Here is a 19,074-nt window from a genome sequence, read left to right as displayed (position 1 = left end):
TTACTGTATTTTAGTGAAGCTTCAAAGTAATACTATTCCCGGAACCGAAAATTAAGGGTATAAACTGAATTTTTCCGTATTAATTCTTTAATGTAGTTAGCCGGTATATAGTTTTACCTGCTGATAATGAGCACCTGCTATGCTGATAACTTGCTCTCATGGGTAAATTTGAGCGCACCTGCATCTGCTGTTATTGCGACACTTAAAAACCGGTTTTAATTGTAAGATACCGGCTTGTTCCGCTGCGCAGGCAGGCCGCATTGTTTCGGCTGTGTTACAGTATGTTTCGGTTTTGTGGATATATTTAAAAGACAACACTATTTATGAGCCAGGACACTTATGCTATGGATTATATTAATAAGAAGCGTAAAAAGCACATTTTTTATTATATTACAGGCTAAGGCAGTTTCCCAGAAACAGCCGAGCTGCTATCATTTGAAATTAATACTATGAGAACCTGCCTTTTTGCCTTCGTGCTGTTGCTTCAGCTGTTTCCTGTTTTCAGCGCCAGTGCCCAAAAGATTCCGAAACTGGGCATGATTGCACCCATCGCCCAGGATAGCCTGCTGCACGCCTCCGGCTTTCGCATGCTGGGGGAATCGGTGGGCAGAATGCTGTCGCCGAAACTGACAGAAGCAGAATTCCAGGCGAACCTGCAGAAGATAAAAAGCGCCAAAACAAAGGTGTATGTGTGCAATGTCCTGTTCCCAGGGAATATAAAAATAGCAGGCCCGGAGGTGGACGAGGCAAGGGTGCTGGGGTACCTCGACACAGTTTTGCAGAGGGCCAGCAGGGCAAATATCCCCGTGATTGTGCTGGGCAGCGGCGGCGCCAGAAGGCTGCCGGATAATTATGATGAAGCGCTGGCAACAAAAGAGTTCACCGCTTTGGCCGGTAAGATGGCGAAGGTGGCCAAAAAGCATGACATCACCATTGCGATCGAGAACCTGAACAGCACCGAGACCAATTTCCTGACCACGCTGCAGGAGGCAGCGGAAGTGGTGAAGAGGGTAGACCACCCGAACTTCAGGCTGAACGCCGACATTTACCATATGATGAAGGAGAACGAGCCGCCTCAACACATCAAAGACGCCGGCAAGATTATCGTGTATGTGGAAGTAGCCGAAAAAGAAGGGCGCACGCTGCCCGGGGTGCAGGGCGAGGATTTCAGGCCTTACTTCAGCGCCTTGAAGGCGATCGGGTACAAAGGTCCTCTGTTTATAGAAGGCAGCGTGAAAGACCCCGCCACCGAGATCCCATATGCCCATGCCTACCTGACGAAGCAACTAAAGGAGGCATATGCTGAAAGCAAGCAATAGCCGCTATACGCCAGGCGCAAGTACCGCAGCTATATACACGAAAGCCTTGAATTCTAGATCGTCCTGCTGACGGGCTGCTCCCCGCGTTTTCCCGCAGTTTTTCACGCACCAACGCTCTGCCTGATTCGCAGGCCGTTTTCCCTTACTTTCATGAAAAAGAAGCTTCTTATTAGTGATATTGCCCGCCAGTTAAATGTCTCCATCACGACGGTGTCTTTTATACTGAACGGAAAAGCGAAGGAAAAGCGCATCAGCGACAGCCTGGCCGAAAAGGTGCTGAAACTGGTGGAAGAGGTGAATTACAAGCCCAACCAACTGGCACGGAGCCTGCGCACCGGCAAGACCAAAACCATCGGGCTGATGGTGGAGGATATTTCCAACCCCTTCTTCGCGAACATTGCCCGCCTGATCGAGGAAAAGGCCTATAAACAGGGCTACAAGATCATTTACTGCAGCACTGAGGACGACACCGGCAAGACGCGCGACCTGATCAGCATGTTCAGAGACAAGCATGTGGACGGCTACATCATCACGCCACCCCAGGGCATGAAAGCAGATATACAAGACCTCATCAGCGATGGGTTCCCGGTGGTGCTCGTGGATCGCTATATAACCGGCATGGAAGCCAACTATGTGGTGGTCGACAATTTAGCCGGCGCCTTCAACGCAACGGCACACCTGGTTGGGCAAGGGTACAAAAAGATAGCCATGGTGACGACAGACTCCAAGCAGAACCAGATGCTGCAGCGCCTGGAGGGCTACCAAAAGGCCCTGGAAAGCCACGAATTAGCCCCGACCGTGCTTGCCATCCCGTATCGCCACGATGCGGAACAGATGATCAGTGAGATCATGGATTTCCTAAGCAAGCGGAAGGATGTGGATGCAGTGCTTTTCGCCACGAACTATATGGCCATCCGGGGGCTGGAGGCGATCAGCCGGCTCGACCTTGCCATACCAGCCGACATAGGGGTGGTGGCGTATGACGACCACGATGTCTTCAGGTTCTATAAGCCGTCCATCACAGCCGTTGCCCAGCCCACAGAGGCGATCGCGGACCAGGTTATCAATGTGATGCTGCACCTGTTGGATGGCAGCAGCAAAACCGCACAGGCCAACATGTCTGTACTTCCTACCCGTCTCATTGTCCGTAATTCTACGCCACACAAATAAACGTCGCTCTATTTCCTGACAGAGCAGCAGGCGATCGGTTTAAATCCCTTCCGGTTATTATTCTTGGCAGGCAGCAGACAGAAAAAGCCCCCGCACGCACCTTTATTCTATCTTTAAGGAAATCAGTTGATTAATCACTTTCTTTTGAAGAATTTCGTCTTTTAACCTTTGGTTTTCGGTTCTATATGCTAAATTTGAATATATAAATGCTGAAAAAGTATTACTTTTAACCCGCGTGGCTGTTTTTGGGTCCTGGCAACCCGTGTCAGTTGAGGAAGCGTTTGCAGGCGTATGGCGCCGTTAGTGATTTGATTTCATGATAAGCCTTGAGATAGGATGCTTTATATCAGCAGCAGGCAGTGCGTATTACAAGTACAGGTTGCAAGAAAGGGTTGTTTCTAATTAGCTAAATCCTTTTAGCAAAATAAACTGCCTGCTGTCTGCCGTAAACCGCAGCTTCTTACTGGAAAAGAATTTTTTACGAGAAACAGATCAGGTCACCTAGAAAGTCATCTGAATAAGGAAGAGCTTAACATGTCACATAAAACTGTTTTAGGGGTAGACATCGGCGGTTCGCACATCACGGCTGCTATGGTAGACCTGGAAACAAAGACGATTGTCCCCGGTACCCAGGCCAGGGCGCACGTAAATGCGCAGGGAACGGTGCAGGAGGTGGTAGAGGCCTGGGCAGCTGTGATTCAGAAGGCCCTTGGCGCGCGCGCTGCCGCTGAAACAAAGCTCGGGGTCTCCATGCCCGGTCCCTTTGATTATGAGGAGGGGATCTGCCTGTTTCAGAACCAGGATAAATACGACTGCCTGTATAGCCTGAACGTGAAAGAGCTGCTCGCCAGCCAACTGAAGAGTAAACCCGAAAACATCAAGCTCTCGAATGACGCCGGCTGCTTCCTGACCGGGGAGGTGTTCGGCGGAGCAGCGAAAGGCGCCTCCTCTGCCATCGGCATAACGCTTGGCACCGGCCTTGGCTCTGCCACGCTTCAGCACGGCATTGCCGGGGACGCGGATTTGTGGCGGGCACCTTTTAAAGACGGCATCGCGGAGGATTATCTTTCCACCCGGGCATGCGTGCAGGCCTATAAGCGGCTCTCAGGCAAAAGGGTGAAAGACGTGAAGGCACTTGCTGCCCTATATGCCCGGGATGCGGATGCACGGGAGGTGTTCCGGGAGTTCGCTGAGAACTTGGCGCTGTTTCTGGCCCCGTACCTCCGGGACCTTGAGCCGGAAGTGGTGATCATCGGTGGGAACATAGCCAACGCCTGGGAGTTGTTTGTGCCGGCTACTGTCAGGAATCTGGCTTCCATGGGCCTGCACGTGCCGATAAAGAAAGCGGCCTTAGCCGAGGAGGCCGCGCTGATCGGGGCGGCCAGTTACTGGCATGCCGAACAGCCTGTGCTTCGGGACAGCAAGCGGTAGCTTCTATATAAAATGAACCCCGTTGCAGCAAGAAAACTCAAAATAAGCGCGTTTACATATAAGATTAAAGCATGAGATTCCGCCTGAAGAGATCACTTATTGCCCTGCTGGGAAGCGTATTCTGTACTGCCGCCTTTGCCCAAACGGTGCTGGTGGACAAAGTGACGGACCCGGTGGAGTGGGTGAACCCGTTGATGGGCACCGACTCCAAACACAGCCTGTCGAACGGCAACACCTACCCGGCCATTGCGCTGCCTTGGGGCATGAACTTCTGGATGCCGCAAACCGGCAGGATGGGCGATGGCTGGGGCTATATGTACAGCGCCGACAAGATCCGCGGCTTCAAGCAAACGCACCAGCCCTCGCCCTGGATGAACGACTACGGCCAGTTCGCCATCATGCCCGTGACCGGGAAGCTGCGCTTTAACGAGGATGCCCGCGCCAGTTGGTTCTCGCATAAGTCCGAGACCGTAAAACCCTACTACTACAGCGTGTACCTCGCTGACCACGACGTGACCATGGAGATCGCGCCCACCGAGCGCGCCGCCAGCTTCCGTTTCACCTTCCCGCAGACAGACAGCGCCTACGTCGTGCTCGATGCCTTCGACAAAGGCTCCTATGTGAAATTGATTCCGGGGGAAAACAAAATCGTGGGCTACACCACTAAGAACAGCGGCGGCGTACCCGAGAACTTCAAGAATTACTTTGTCATTCAGTTCGACAAGCCTTTTGCCAGCGCCGTTACCTGGAGCGACAGCGTGGTGAGCACCAAGGAGGAATTGCAGGCCAACCATGTGGGGGCCGTGGTTGGTTTCCGGACGAAAAAAGGGGAGCAGGTGCAGGCACGCGTCGCCTCGTCCTTTATCAGCCCGGAGCAGGCGGAGCTGAACCTGAAAGAGATCGGCAGCGATGACTTTGAGGCGGTGAAAGAGAAAGGCAAGCAGGCCTGGAACAAGGAGCTGAGCCGCGTGGCCGTGGAGGGCGGCACCCCCGATCAGATGAAAACCTTTTACTCCTGCCTCTACCGCACGCTGCTCTTTCCGAGAAAGTTTTATGAAATGGATGCCGCCGGAAAAGTAATGCACTACAGCCCCTACAACGGCAAAGTGCTGCCCGGCTATATGTTCACCGACACCGGCTTCTGGGATACGTTCCGGGCGCTTTTCCCTTTCCTGAACCTGATGTACCCGTCTGTGAACGCGCAGATGCAGGAAGGCCTCGCCAATGCCTACAAAGAAGGCGGCTGGCTGCCGGAGTGGGCCAGCCCGGGTTACCGCAACGTAATGGTGGGCAACAACTCGGCCTCGGTGGTGGCGGATGCGTACCTGAAAGGGGGAAAGGGATATGACATCAACACCCTCTATGAAGCCGTGCTGAAAGGAGCCAACAACGAAGGGCCACTCACCGCCGTGGGCCGTGCCGGCGCAGCCCACTACAACAAGCTGGGCTACGTGCCCTATGATGTGAAGATAAACGAGAACGCGGCGCGCACCCTGGAGTATGCCTACGACGATTTTGCCATCTACCAACTGGCGAAAGCGCTGAAGCGGCCGAAGAAGGAAATCAACCTGTACGCGAAGCGCGCGCTGAACTACCGCCACCTCTACGACCCGGCCACCGGCCTGATGCGCGGCAAGAACCAGAACGGGAAATTCCAGGCGCCGTTTAACCCCTTTAAGTGGGGCGATGCCTTCACGGAGGGCAACAGCTGGCACTATAGCTGGTCGGTGTTTCACGATGTGCAGGGCCTGGTAGACCTGATGGGCGGCAAGGCCAATTTCACCGCCAAGCTGGACTCGGTGTTCATGCTGCCGCCGGTATACGACGAGAGCTACTACGGCAGCGTGATCCATGAGATACGGGAGATGCAGATCGCCAACATGGGCCAGTACGCGCACGGCAACCAGCCCATCCAGCACATGATCTACCTCTACAACTACGCCGGCGAGCCCTGGAAAACGCAGTACTGGGTGCGCGAGACGATGGACCGCATGTACACGCCGGCCCCGGACGGCTACTGCGGCGACGAAGACAACGGGCAGACCTCGGCCTGGTACGTGTTCTCGGCCCTGGGCTTTTACCCGGTTACGCCGGCCACCGACCAGTACGTGCTGGGCGCACCGCTCTTCAGGAAAGCCACGCTGCACATGGAGAACGGCAAACAGCTGGTGATCAACGCGCCGGAGAACAGCGATGAGAATCTATATATAAACAGCGCGCGCCTGAACGGCAAGCCTTACTTCAAAAACTGGCTGAGCCACAGTGAGCTGATGAAAGGAGCAACCCTGGACGTTGAGATGGCCAGCGAGCCGAACAAGCAGCGGGGCACGAAGGCAGACGCCTTCCCGTACTCGCTCTCCACGGATAATTAATGAGACTTTATATTTTGTGCAACTTGGGCAACCCCAACTAAAAAACGGTATATGATAAAACGTAAAACCACAACCAAGCGTGGCGTATTGCTGGCGGGTATTGTGCTGATGTGCAGTACGGGTGTCTCGCTGGCGCAAACGCCGGCGCCCCAGGCAGCGGCCATACCCCTCGACAACCTGTCCGCTTTCAAGAACCCGGGGAAGAGCTGGCAGATTGCCGGCGGCGTAACGGCAGACCTGGACGACGAGAACGAACTGGAAACAGTGGAGGGCACCGGTGTGCTTGTGAACGAGCCGAGCCGAAGGAAGAAAGGCACTGACCTGGTGACCAACATGGAGCATGGCGATGTAGACCTGGAGCTGGACTATATGATGGCGAAGGGCTCAAATTCCGGCATCTACCTGCAGGGCCGCTACGAGGTGCAGCTGGAGGATAGCTGGGGCGTGAAAAAGCCGACCTCTGCCAACAACGGTGCCATATATGAGCGTTGGGACGAAAGCCGCCCCAACGGCCAGAAAGGATTCCAGGGATATGCGCCGCGCCAGAACGTGAGCAAAGCGCCCGGCCTATGGCAAAACCTGAAGATATCGTTCCAGGCGCCCCGTTTCGATGCCAGCGGCAAGAAGATCGAGAACGCCAAGATTCTGCGCGCGGTGCTGAACGGCGTGACGATCCACGAGAACGTGGAGCTCTTCGGCCCTACGCGCGGTGCCATGGGAGACGGCGAGGTACCCACTGGTCCGCTGCGCCTGCAGGGCGACCACGGGGCCGTGGCTTTCCGCAACATCAAGGTCACCAACTATGGCAAGCCGCGCCCCGAGCTGGTGAACCTGCAGTACAAGGTATACAAAGGCCGGTTTGAGGCGGAGCCGCGCTACGACAGCATCCCGCCGGAGGCCGAGGGAACCTCAGTGGCGCTGACCTCCGAGATCAGCCCCTTCCCGAACGATTTCCTGGTGCGCTACACCGGCACGCTCCGGGTAAAGGAGCCGGGGGAATATACCTTTAACCTGAATGCCGGCGGCGGCGGCGGCATGATGAAGATTAACAACCAGGTGGTGATTCCGATCGATGCAAGAAACCAGCGCGGCACCGTGACCCTGCCAGCCGGTGACATGCCGTTCGAGCTGGTATACTCCAAGATCGTGGAGTGGGGCAGACCTTCTTTAGGTATTGCCGTGGTTGGCCCAGGCATCCGGGAATACGTGATCGGTGACCAGCCCGCTGGCGGCAACAACTCCCAGGGGCCTATACTGGTGGATGCGCCGGTCAATACCATCCTCCGCAGTTTCATGGACCTGCCGGTGGAGAACGAAGATGGACGGTCAGGGGTGCGGGTGGTGCACGCCGTGAACGTGGGAAGCCCTGAGAAAGTGCATTATACCTACGACATGGACAAAGGCAACATGATCCAGGTGTGGCGCGGGGAGTTCCTGGATGCCACGCCGATGTGGTACAGCCGGGGCGACGGGTCCTCCCGCCCGGTAGGGGCGGTGCAGCACTTCGGGCAGCCTTCCTTCGCGCTGGCCAAGCTCGCTTCCCCGCAGGCCGCCTGGGTGAAGGACTCGGCAGGCACCGGTTATCGCCCGGGGGGATATGACACAGACAAAATGGATCAGCCTACCTTCAACTACAAGCTGTATGGCACTACCGTGAAGGACGCGATCCGGGTGATGGAAGGCGGCAAGGGGCTGCACCGGGAGGTGACCGTGCAGAACCCGGTAGAGAACCTGTACGCACGCCTGGCAGAGGGCAGCACCATCGAAGAGTTATCCAAGGACATGTACCTGGTGGACGGCAAGTCCTATTACATTAAAGTGGATGACGCCGGGGCCGGAAAGCCCGTGGTGCGGGACGCCAATGGCCAGAAGGAGCTGATCGTGCCGGTGCGCGGCAAGCTGAGCTATTCTATCATATTCTAACCTCAGACTATTCTTAACATGAAACATACGCATATAAAATCATACCGCCATGCCGCGCTCAGCTTCCTGCTGACGGCGGCCACTGTCACAGGTTTCAATGCCGCTGCCGTGGCGCAGGAGTCGCCGATGGAAGAGGATTACTTCCGGATTAGGGGCGTGAGCTCGCCGGAGGGCGCGTTGCTGGAAGTGGGGGGCCTTACGGTGCTGCCTTCCGGTGACCTGGGCGTTTCCACGCGGCGCGGCGACGTGTTCATCGTGGAGAACCCCACCAGCGAGCGGCCTTATTTCCGCAAGTTCGCTTCCGGGCTGCACGAGATACTGGGGCTGGCATATAAAGACGGCGCCCTGTACGCCGCGCAGCGCGGCGAGCTGACCAAACTGGTGGACACCGACATGGACGGCAAGGCTGACCAGTATAAAACCGTATACGCCTGGCCGCTATCCGGGCATTACCACGAGTACAGCTTTGGTCCCAAGATCGCGCCGGATGGTAGTTTCTTCGTAACGGGCAACGTGGCCTTCGGCAACGAGGAATGGTGGCGCGGGGAAAGCCGGGTGCCGTGGCGCGGCTGGACGATGAAGATCAGCGAGGACGGCAAGATGCAGCCCTGGGCCACGGGCATGCGCTCCCCGGCCGGACCGAATTTCATAGACGGCGAGTTCTTCTACACCGACAACCAGGGCGAATGGATGGGCTCCGGCGGGCTGTGGCACGTGCCGCAGGGCGCTTTCACGGGCCACCCGGCTGGCCTGCGCTGGACCAGCATGCCGAACTCCCCGGTGAAGCTGACGATTGAGCAAATGTATGCTAAGATAGACCCTCGCCAGGTGAAGGACGAGAACGGACGCTACATCAAGCCCGAGAACGTGGTGGACGAGGACTACGTGGCCATGTACGAAATGAAGAAAGAGTTCCCTGAGCTACGTACGCCTGCGGTGTGGCTGCCGCATGGCATCCTGGGGATTTCCAATTCAGAGCCCATCAAAATACCAGAAGAGAACTTCGGGCCCTTTGGCGGGCAGGTGCTGGTAGGTGACCAGGGGATGAGCCTTATTTCGCGCGTGTTCCTGGAGAAGGTGAACGGCGAGTACCAGGGTGCATCTTTCCTGTTCCGCACCGGTTTCCAGTCAGGCGTGCTCCGTTTGGCCTGGGCTAAGGACGGCTCCCTGTTTGTGGGGGAGACCAACCGCGGCTGGGGTTCGGCGGGCGAGGCCAACTACGGCCTGCAGCGCCTGGTGTGGAACAATAAGGTGCCGTTTGAGATGCGCGCCGTGCGCGCCATGCCGGACGGTTTCGAGATCGAGTTCACCAAGCCGGTTGACCGCAAGTCAGCGGAGGATATCGCTTCTTACTCCGTGTCGAGCTTTATATATAAATACCACCCGGTATATGGCAGCCCGCCCGTAGACACGGAGGAGAACCCGATCAAGGGCGTGAAAGTGTCAGAGGACGGGATGAAGGCGCGCATCGTTGTGGACAACCTGCGCCGCTACTACATTCACAACATCACACTGGGTGGTGTGCGCGAGCGCGAAAATTCCCATTCGCTGGTGCACCCGACGGCCTATTACACGCTGAACAACATACCGGAAGGCAAGAAGCTTTCGATGAGCGAGCTCAGCACCAAGAGTACTGGAGCAACGGCTTCAAATGCAAAGGCCAAGGCAAGCGCATCGGCTAAGAAAACTGGGGCTGCTACCAAAGCCGCCGCGAAGCCTGCCGCCAAGAAAGCCTCGGCCAAGGCGGCCGCTCCTACCTACGACGAGGTGAAAGGTCTGCTGGCCAAGCACACCTGCCTGGCCTGCCACAACACGGATAAAAGACAGGTGGGTCCGGCCTACGTGGACGTAGCAAAGCGCGGCTATACGCCGGAGCGCATCGTGGAGCTGATCCACAACCCCGAGCCGAAGAACTGGCCGGACTATGCCACGGAAATGCCGCCGATGCCACAGGTGCCGAAGGAGGATGCCCTTAAAATTGCGCGCTGGATCAACTCACTTGCTCCTGCCGCCGGTAAAGCATCTGCGAAATAACGAGCAGAATGCTTCCTTGTAGCGTATATGTTCCGCTCTGTGAGCGGGACATATACGCTATATTTTTAAGGCTGATAACCGCCTGCCGTCTTCCGAGACATACATAATCAATAATTAAACGCACTTTGCACTGCTGCAACATCATGATACACACAAGAAAATTATATACCCTGCTGGCCCTCCTCGCAACTGCCTTTCTGGCCTATGCCTGCGCCACAACACCCGGCGGCAGTTCCGCTGCGGCCGATAACACCCTCTCCAAAAAAGAGAAGGCGGAAGGCTGGGAACTGCTCTTCGACGGGGAGAGTATGGCGAGCTGGAAAGGATTCAAGAAGGACGAAGTGCCAGCCGCCTGGCAGATAGAAGACGGGGCCATCACCCTGGCGGGCAAGGGTGGGGGAGACATCGTCACCAGAAACGAATACAAGGACTTTGAGCTGATGCTGGACTGGAAGATATCCGAAGGAGGCAACAGCGGCATTTTCTTTAACGTGTCCGAAGACCCCAAATTTCAGTATACCTTCCAGTCTGGCCCGGAGGTGCAGATCATTGACGACGAGCGGCACGCGGACGCGAAGCAGGGCAAGAACGGCAACCGCAAGGCAGGCACCAACTACGACCTGCACCCGCTCTCGGAGCCTGCGGTGAAGCCGGCAGGGGAGTATAACAGGGTGCGCCTGGTGGTGAAGGACGGGCACGTGGAGCAGTACCTGAACGGGAAGAAAGTGGTGGAGTACACCCTTTGGAGCCCGGAGTGGGAGCAACTGGTGCAGGGCAGCAAGTTTGCCAGCATGCCCGATTACGGGCGCTACAAAAGCGGGCACATCGCCTTGCAGGACCACGGCGACAAAGTCTCGTTTAAGAACATCAAGATACGGCCACTTTAACCTACGAACATGAGAATACTTCCTGTTATCTGTTTCCTGCTCTGCGCTACCCTGCAGGTATATGCCCAGGGCAATTCGGAGACCAAACGGCCCGCACCAAAAAAGGAAAACAGCCGCAAAACCTCCGGCAACCCGGTATTCCCGGGCTGGTACGCTGATCCGGAAGGGATCATTTTTGGGAACAAATACTGGATATATCCCACGTACTCCGCACCCTATGAGGAGCAGGTGTTTATGGATGCGTTCTCCTCGCCTGACCTGGTGAACTGGACAAAGCACAGCCGCATTATCGACACGGCCAGCATTGAGTGGGCGGATTCGGCCATGTGGGCTCCCTCTATCATTGAAAAGGACAAGAAGTACTACCTGTTCTTCGGCGCGAACGATATCCAGAGCGACAGCGCGTTAGGTGGTATCGGCGTGGCCGTGGCCGATAATCCCGCCGGCCCTTTCAAAGATCATATTGGCAAGCCGCTGATCGGTAAGTTCCATAACGGGGCGCAGCCCATTGATCAGTTTGTTTTCAAGGACAAGGACGGGCAGCACTACCTGCTATATGGCGGGTGGCGACACTGCAACATCGCCAAGCTCAACGACGATTTCACCGGTTTTGTGCCGTTCGAGGACGGCACCACGTTCAGGGAGATCACGCCGGAGGGCTATGTGGAAGGACCCTTCATGTTTATCCGGGACGGCAAGTACTACTTTATGTGGTCGGAAGGCGGCTGGGGCGGCCCGAACTACCGTGTGGCCTACGCCATCAGCGACTCTCCGATGGGGCCCTTCAAACGCGTGGATACCATCCTGAAGCAGGACCCGGATGTGGCAACGGGCGCCGGGCACCACTCTGTGATACACAACACGGCGAAAGATCAGTATTTTATTGTTTACCACCGAAGGCCGCTGGGGGAAACGGACGCCAACCACCGCGTTACCTGCATCGACAAGATGGAGTTTGATGCGGAGGGACATATAAAACCTGTCAAAATCACGATGGAAGGCGTGCCGAAGCTGAAGGTGAAGTAATTGTTTCTCTGCTGTGCCCATGCGTAAAACTTGGGAGGTCAGCGCATATCATATATAAAAAGGGCGTACATCAGTTGAGTCTGATGCACGCCCTTTTTGCTTTATATATAACTCAACCTCCTAAAAGAAACTACCCTAACCCGTACGTGAAGTGAGACTAAACAAGGCAAGGTTATGCTTCAAGTCTGTGACTTGGAGCTTGGTCTGGCGCCAGTTTTCAACTGGCGTGGGTTGTCTTGAGCAGTCTCGCCAGTTGAAAACTGGCGCCGTTTTTACTCCAAGTCACAGACTTGAAGTAGGATGAGGATGAGTAAAAAATAACGTTTCTATACGTGTGTTCTTCCCCCTCCTCGAAACAAGGAGGTAAGTCCGCCCCAATCCTATATGTTTACGCCAGAAGCTTCGGCTGCTCCTCGTAGGTTTTCCAGAGGAACTCGCCGAAGAGGGTGTTGGCCCAGGCAAACCAGGCGCGGGTAAACTTCTTGGGGTCATCCTTGTGGAAAGACTCGTGCATAAAGCCCGTCTCCCCGTGCGTTTTCTTCAGCATCCCGATACATTCCCTGATCTCCTGGTTGTCGGTGCTCGTGAGCCCGCGCATCGTGATGCTCATCGGCCAGATCATGTCCAGGCCCACGTGCGGACCGCCGATGCCCTCAGCGGCGCTGCCCTTGAAGAAAAACGGGTTGTTCCCGGATAGCAGCATTTTGCGCGTGTTCAGATATACCGGGTCGGTTGCCTTCACGGCGCCCAGGTAGGGCAGCGACAGCAGGCTGGGCACGTTCGCATCGTCCATGAGATTATAGCTGCCGAAGCCATTCACCTCATATGCATACACCTTCCCAAATTGCGGGTGCTCCACCACGGCGTGCTCCTGCAGGGCTTTGTCCACTTCGTAGGCCAGTGCCGTCAAATCGCGGGCTGTTTGTGTGTCGTTCGCGATGTCCTGCACCATCTCGGCTGCCTGCCGCAGGCTTACCACGGCAAAGAAGTTGGAAGGGATCAGGAACGGGTAGATGGTGGCGTCGTCGCTTGGCCGGAACATCGAGCAGATCAGCCCGACCGGTTTCACCGGGTATCCGTAGCCGCTCATCGGCACGCCGTCGGTGGCCCAGGCCGTCTCCCGCTGGAACTTATACGGCCCTAGGCTGTCTTTGCGCTGCTGCTCTTTGAAGGTTTTGAGCGTGGCCTGTATCGCCTGCTGCCACTGCGCATCGAAAGGCTTGGTGTCGCCGGTGATTTTCCAGTAGGCGTGCGCCAGCCGGATCGGGTAACACAGCGAGTCTATCTCCCATTTGCGCTCATGGATGCCCGGCTGCATGTCGGTAAGGTCGGTGCTCCATTCGCCCACTTTCGCCTCATCGTTGTAAAAGGCGTTGGCGTAGGGGTCTTTCAGGATGCTCTCGGTCTGGCGGTTGATCACCCCGGCGATTAACTGCCGCAGCGGTTCGTCTTTTTGGATGAACTTGAGGTAGGGCCACACCTGGGCTGAGCTGTCGCGCAGCCACATGGCGTCGATGTCGCCGGTGATGACGTAGGTGTCAGGTTCGCCGGCCTTCAGTTGGTAGGTTACCGTGGTGTCGAGGGTGTTGGGGAAGCAATTTTCAAAGAGCCAGGTCAGCTCCTTGTCCTTCACGTTCTTCCGGAACTCTGCGATGGCTTTCTCCACAGACTTACTCCTGAAGTTGCGTTTTGCGACAGGTATGCGCACGGTGGGGAATTCGGCAGCGGCAGCCGCTGAAAGCGGGCTCAGGTACACGCCGGCACTTAGCAGGGCCGTGTTCTGTAAAAAGGTTCTCCTGTTCATGAGTGTGCACCGCCTTGCGGAAGGCGGAATATAATTTGTAGGTTGGTTTATATATAAAAAGCGTCTGTTGATACAGTGTGCTAATTTACGGCTTCGATCCATTATAGCAAACCGAGGCTGTCCAGCCGGGCAAGCGCCTCTGTCAGCATCACGCCACTTAACTGGGTAGAACTCTCGATCGGGCTCTTGGGAAGAGTGCTCCAGTCAGAGCTGAAAAGGATGGCTGGCTTGCTGGTGCCTTTTTCCCAGAGCTGCTCCCCGTTTTTCTGGAGAAAGGCTATATATGCGTTGCGGCGGGCCTCGCTCACGCCTTCCTCCAACGCCAGCTCCGTGAGATAGCGCACCAATATGCCTTTGAACAGGCCGCCGTCGCCTCCGCCATGCTCTTTCAGCACGCCCTCTGCTGTCGTAAAATGCCGGTCGTTGAGTACGTAATCTGCCGTTTGGACGGCGTCATCCAGATAAGCCTGCTCGTTTGTGATCTGATACAGCGCTAAGCCGGCTCCTATATATACACCCTGGCAATAGGTGAACAGCCAGTCTTTGTCGATCTGGTTATTTCCCTGCCGGTTCATGCCGTCCCACACCAGTCCCGTGGCGGGGTCCACGAGGTTTTGCTTCTGCCAGTCGTATATCTTTTTTGCCCAGGCCAGGTCTTCCTCGTTTTGGTTGAGCTGGTACAAGCGTGAGGCGAGGATGCTGGCGGGTGCATTGGCAGGGGTGTTTTTGTAGTCCCGCTGATCCTTCTTCCAACTAATGCCGCCGCCGAGGTAATCACTCCAGCCGGTTTTTATATCCTCCCACAGCGTTTCGGCTGTAGTTTTGTATTTCTCGTCTTTCGTGAGGTCGTAAGTCCGCAGGCAGGCCAGCGCCATCCACTCCATGTCGTCGTAATAGTTGTTGCTGAACGTGCCGCCGTTCTGCCGTTTCACCCCGTCCAGCAGGTCGCTCATCAGGGCCAGGTATTTCGCGTCATTCGTGCGCCTGTAGGCATCACAGAAAGCATCGAGCGCATGCGCCTGCCACCAGTAATTAAACGTGGAGTCCCCGTTGTTCGCCTTCAGAAAATAACCCGCGTTCGGCGACCAGAAATGCGTCAGTAGAGCTTCCTGCGACATGTCAGCGGCCGTGGCCCAGGCAGGCGTCTCCTCCTGCGCGGGTGGGGTGTCCTTGCTTGCCTGGGTAGGGGAGGAACTCTCGCAGGAAGCGATAACGAGCGGGGCGGCAAAAAAAAGCAGCGTGTAAAGGCATTTGGTGATCTTGTTCATAGTTGGTTTCGTAGATGGTAAAATCAGGTTTTAGAATTCCCCCGCTGCCATTGTTAACGGTTGTAGCCAGTGTTCAATGTCTATTGCTCCGGGAGAAACCACACATAAAATTATATATACAGCTTAGCGGTGGGGCGCATGAGGCTTATGGGTAAAGTAAAACGGGTAGAGCATTGGCGGTATTGCCGTTATGTGAGCCGGGGATTTAACTGGAGCCTGCATGGGTGATGCGAAGTTTTTAATAGGCAGAGCCTCTAGGGAAGGCACCTTGTTTCTGTGCCTTCTGAAAGCGGTCAGATCTGGGCGCATGTGGATCAGGCAGCACGGCTTAAGTGCCCGCAAATCAAGCGCATCCACTGATTGAGTGCTTACCTGCTGAGTAAATATATATGATTTAGTTTTGGTATGTTCGAATAACATTGCTTAATTTGAGACAAATAATGATAAAAAACTATCAGGGCGAATAGCCCTTAATCCTGCCCAATTCAGGTGAAACCTATGGTAACCTCTGATTATGAGTATCTTTTAATGAAAAATCACTTTTATGTTTGACCCGGTTCCGGGTAGTAAATGACGAAGGCAAAGAACAGGACACAATACAAGCATACTTTAGCAACTGCAAGCCCGATTTTAGCAGGTTGTTTTCAAGAAGATTATTTACGTTTTCCATTGCTAAAACGTTTTAGTTAACTCCCATTGTAAACTTAACAATTTTAATCCTATGAAACACCAATTTACAGATTTAGTAAATGGCAATTTTGTAAGAGGAAGGGGCCGGGTTTTCTGCACCAGTCTCCTTGCTTTTACAATGTGTGCGGGCATAACCGCAACACCAGGCCATGCAGCTGACGTGCCTCAGTTGAATAAGATCGCTACTTCCCTCGTCTCTGAAAATGGGTCTGGTGCAGGCTTTCGCTCTGCTTATGAAATCCAGATAACCGGTACTGTCACAGACGGGAGCGGTACGCCGCTGCCGGGAGTGACGGTGGTTGTAAAAGGCACTACCATCGGTGCCTCCACCAATGTAGAAGGTACCTACAGCCTCACCGTTCCGGATGAGCAAGCCAACGGCACGCTGGTGTTCTCCTATATAGGCTTTGCCACCCAGGAGGTTCCGATTGGCAACCAGGCCGTGATCAACGTGACCATGGCCACCGACGCAGAGGCGCTGCAGGAAGTGGTGGTAGTGGGCTACGGTACCATGGAAAAGAGAGAGGTGAGTAGCGCGGTAACTACCGTAACGAGCGAGGACTTCCAGAAAGGGGCCTTCAACAGCCCGCTGCAGATGATCGAGGGCAAGGTGGCCGGTGTAACCGTGTCCAACACTGCCGCAGCCGATCCGAATACCGGCCCCGCCATTCAGCTTCGGGGTGCTTCTTCCCTCAGATCAGGAAACGGACCGCTGATTGTGATTGACGGGTTGCCGGGCGGTGACCTGCGCAACCTGGCGCAGCAGGACATTGAGTCTATCTCTGTGCTGCGTGATGCCGCCGCCGCGGCCATCTATGGTTCGCGCGGTGCGAACGGCGTTGTGCTGGTGCAAACAAAAAGAGGCAAGGCAGGAAAGGTGTCTGTCACTTACGACGGGTATGTAGAGCATGACCGTGTGGCAGCCAAACCAGATATTCTTTCAGCGGAAGAGTTCCTGGAGCGCGGTAGGGATACAGACCGCGGCGACCGAACAAACTGGTATGACGAGTTGCTGCGGGAGGATAACTTCGGGCAGAACCACACGCTGGCTGTAAGCGGCGGTAACGAGAACACTATTTTCCGCCTTTCTGGCCAGTACCGCACAAAGGAAGGGATCGACATTGCCTCAGACAGGAAAGAATACGGCCTGCGGGCAAGCTTCCTGCAGATTGCGCTCAACGGCCGCTTAGAGATAGGCGGTAACCTGTCATACAGGATAGCGGAGGAGGAGTACACCAACTATGGTGCTTTCCAGCAGGCGGTGAAGCTGAACCCGACTATCCCGATCATGGATGCGAATGATCCGAACATGTACAACACCATCCTCGGCTTTGACACCTACAACCCGGTGCAGAACCTGCTGGCCAGGGAAAACGGGTCAGACCAGGAGTATGCGGTGGTCGACATATCCACGAAGCTGAACATCCTGGATAACCTGAGCACCGAACTAAAACTGGCGCGCCAGGGCCACGATCAACTCAGAAGGGAGTATCACACTTCCAGGGCGTCTGAATCTATTACAAGCAACCGCACAGGGCGTGCCCGCCTGGGGAATGAGAAGTGGGTAGATTATGTACTGGAGTGGCTGAATAATTACAACACCACCATCGGCAACCACAACATCGAGGCGCTGGCGGGCTATTCCTACCAGGAGTCAAACAACAGCGGGTTCTGGGCCGAGAACTCCGATTTCCCTTCCGATGCCTTCTGGTACAACAACCTGGGTGCTGGAGACTGGAACAACGAAGAGGGGCGTTTGGGAATGGATTCGTTCAGGAGCAAGGAAAAAACAATCGCCTTCCTGGGACGTGCGAACTACAACTACAACGACACCTACTTCCTGACTGCTTCATTCCGATACGAGGGTAACACGAAGTTTGGTCTGGAGAACAAATGGGGGCTTTTCCCGGCCGTGTCGGCCGCGTGGCGCGTTTCTAACCTGCCGGGCCTGCAGGGCATCGAAGCGATTGACGACTTAAAACTGCGTGCCTCCTATGGTGAGACAGGCCGATCCGGCTTCGACAGGTATACCTCCCTGGCCCGCTACACGGGTTACGGAAGATATCAGAACAACGAGGGTGAATGGATACAGGTATATGGACCAGGCAACAACTACAATCCTGACCTGCGTTGGGAGAAGGCCATCTCCTATAACATAGGATTAGACTTCACGGTGTTCAACAACAAGTTGAGCGGTAGCATCGACGCCTTCGACCGCAGAAGCAGTGACCTGATCTCTGAATACACGGTGCCGGTGCCTCCTTTCCTGCACACCACGATGATCGTGAACGTAGGTACCACCAGTTCCAAGGGGGTTGAACTGGCCCTGAACTGGAATGCGGTGAATACCGGAGATTTCTCCTATACCTCGTCCCTTACCGGCTCTTACACCAAAGCGAAGCTGGGTACCTGGTCAAACGACACTTACCAGGCAGACTTTATAGATCTGCAGGATCTTCCTTCTCCGGGTAACCCCGGCCCGGCCTACAGGCTGGAAGACGGTACGGACCTAGGTAACTTCTATGGCTACAAATATGCCGGCGTAGACGATGATGGAAACATCCTGGTCTGGAAAGAGGGCATTGAGGGTTCTGAGAAACTGCGTGCCAGCGGTAACAACATCGAGACAAGCCGCGACAGGGACAGAACGTACATCGGCAACGGAGCGCCGCGCTACGAACTGGGCTGGAGCAATTCCCTTACCTACAAGGGCTTCGACCTGTCGCTTTTCTTCCGTGGCCGCTTCGACTACGAAATCCTGAACCTGTACCAGATGTACTATGGCCTGCAGGGCGAGGCAAGCACCAACCTGCTGCAGGACGCCTACGGTCGCAACGACCACATCAAGTCAGGCAAAGTGATCACCGATTACTTCCTGGAGAGCGGCGACTTCTTCAAACTGGACAACGTGACCATCGGCTGGACGCCTAAACTGGGCGTGGACCAGATCAGCAATTTCAGGATATATGGCACTGTTCGGAATGTGTTTACGCTGACAGGCTATTCTGGCCTGGATCCGTCGGCAGTGGGCGTGACAGGTTTAACCCCTGGCTATGGCAGCCTGGATGTGTATCCTATCACGAGAAACTTCGCCCTCGGCGCGCAGATCACTTTCTAAGTCAATGTTAATCATCTAGTAGATATACCTAT

Annotated in this window: 11 protein-coding genes; 9 read left to right on the top strand and 2 right to left on the bottom strand. The window is 55.3% G+C overall.

All coding sequences use genetic code 11. From position 1 onward, the window contains the following. Positions 1 to 449: 449 nt before the first annotated feature. From ABD920_RS19995 to ABD920_RS19960, 8 genes are all read left to right on the top strand, one after another. A complete protein-coding gene (locus ABD920_RS19995) occupies positions 450 to 1,319 on the top strand; it encodes a sugar phosphate isomerase/epimerase family protein (protein WP_345161577.1) in 870 nt (289 codons plus the stop codon). 150 nt (positions 1,320 to 1,469) lie between these two features. Beyond that, positions 1,470 to 2,489, top strand: coding sequence for a LacI family DNA-binding transcriptional regulator (locus tag ABD920_RS19990; RefSeq protein WP_345161575.1), 1,020 nt, complete (start codon positions 1,470 to 1,472; stop codon positions 2,487 to 2,489). A gap of 534 nt (positions 2,490 to 3,023) precedes the next feature. Then, the gene (locus ABD920_RS19985) at positions 3,024 to 3,920 is read left to right on the top strand and encodes an ROK family protein (RefSeq protein WP_345161573.1); all 897 of its coding nucleotides are present in this window, start codon (positions 3,024 to 3,026) and stop codon (positions 3,918 to 3,920) included. A gap of 71 nt (positions 3,921 to 3,991) precedes the next feature. Then, a complete protein-coding gene (locus ABD920_RS19980; RefSeq protein WP_345161571.1) occupies positions 3,992 to 6,292 on the top strand; it encodes a GH92 family glycosyl hydrolase in 2,301 nt (766 codons plus the stop codon). Positions 6,293 to 6,343: 51 nt separating this feature from the next. Further along, positions 6,344 to 8,215, top strand: a complete 1,872-nt coding sequence (locus tag ABD920_RS19975; protein WP_345161569.1) for a 3-keto-alpha-glucoside-1,2-lyase-like domain-containing protein — start codon at positions 6,344 to 6,346, stop codon at positions 8,213 to 8,215. A gap of 18 nt (positions 8,216 to 8,233) precedes the next feature. Next, positions 8,234 to 10,249, top strand: a complete 2,016-nt coding sequence (locus ABD920_RS19970) for a hypothetical protein (protein WP_345161567.1) — start codon at positions 8,234 to 8,236, stop codon at positions 10,247 to 10,249. A gap of 143 nt (positions 10,250 to 10,392) precedes the next feature. Further along, entirely contained in the window at positions 10,393 to 11,136 is a 744-nt protein-coding gene (locus tag ABD920_RS19965; protein ID WP_345161566.1) for a 3-keto-disaccharide hydrolase, read from the top strand. 9 nt (positions 11,137 to 11,145) lie between these two features. After that, positions 11,146 to 12,162, top strand: a complete 1,017-nt coding sequence (locus ABD920_RS19960; protein ID WP_345161565.1) for a glycoside hydrolase family 43 protein — start codon at positions 11,146 to 11,148, stop codon at positions 12,160 to 12,162. Between the two features lie 388 nt (positions 12,163 to 12,550). On the opposite strand, the gene ABD920_RS19955 is transcribed toward ABD920_RS19960, so the two are convergent. Next, a complete protein-coding gene (locus ABD920_RS19955; RefSeq protein WP_345161564.1) occupies positions 12,551 to 13,966 on the bottom strand; it encodes a glycoside hydrolase family 125 protein in 1,416 nt (471 codons plus the stop codon). Positions 13,967 to 14,067: 101 nt separating this feature from the next. Next, the gene (locus ABD920_RS19950) at positions 14,068 to 15,234 is read right to left on the bottom strand and encodes a glycoside hydrolase family 76 protein (RefSeq protein ID WP_345161563.1); all 1,167 of its coding nucleotides are present in this window, start codon (positions 15,232 to 15,234) and stop codon (positions 14,068 to 14,070) included. Between the two features lie 859 nt (positions 15,235 to 16,093). On the opposite strand from ABD920_RS19950, the gene ABD920_RS19945 reads away from it, so the two are divergent. Continuing rightward, positions 16,094 to 19,042, top strand: coding sequence for a SusC/RagA family TonB-linked outer membrane protein (locus ABD920_RS19945; protein WP_345161561.1), 2,949 nt, complete (start codon positions 16,094 to 16,096; stop codon positions 19,040 to 19,042). Positions 19,043 to 19,074: the final 32 nt, after the last annotated feature.

The organism is Pontibacter saemangeumensis (assembly GCF_039541895.1).
In the GTDB taxonomy this organism is placed as follows: domain Bacteria; phylum Bacteroidota; class Bacteroidia; order Cytophagales; family Hymenobacteraceae; genus Pontibacter; species Pontibacter saemangeumensis.
Note: the sequence above shows the minus strand (reverse complement) of the source record. Positions and strands in the feature narration are given on the sequence as shown.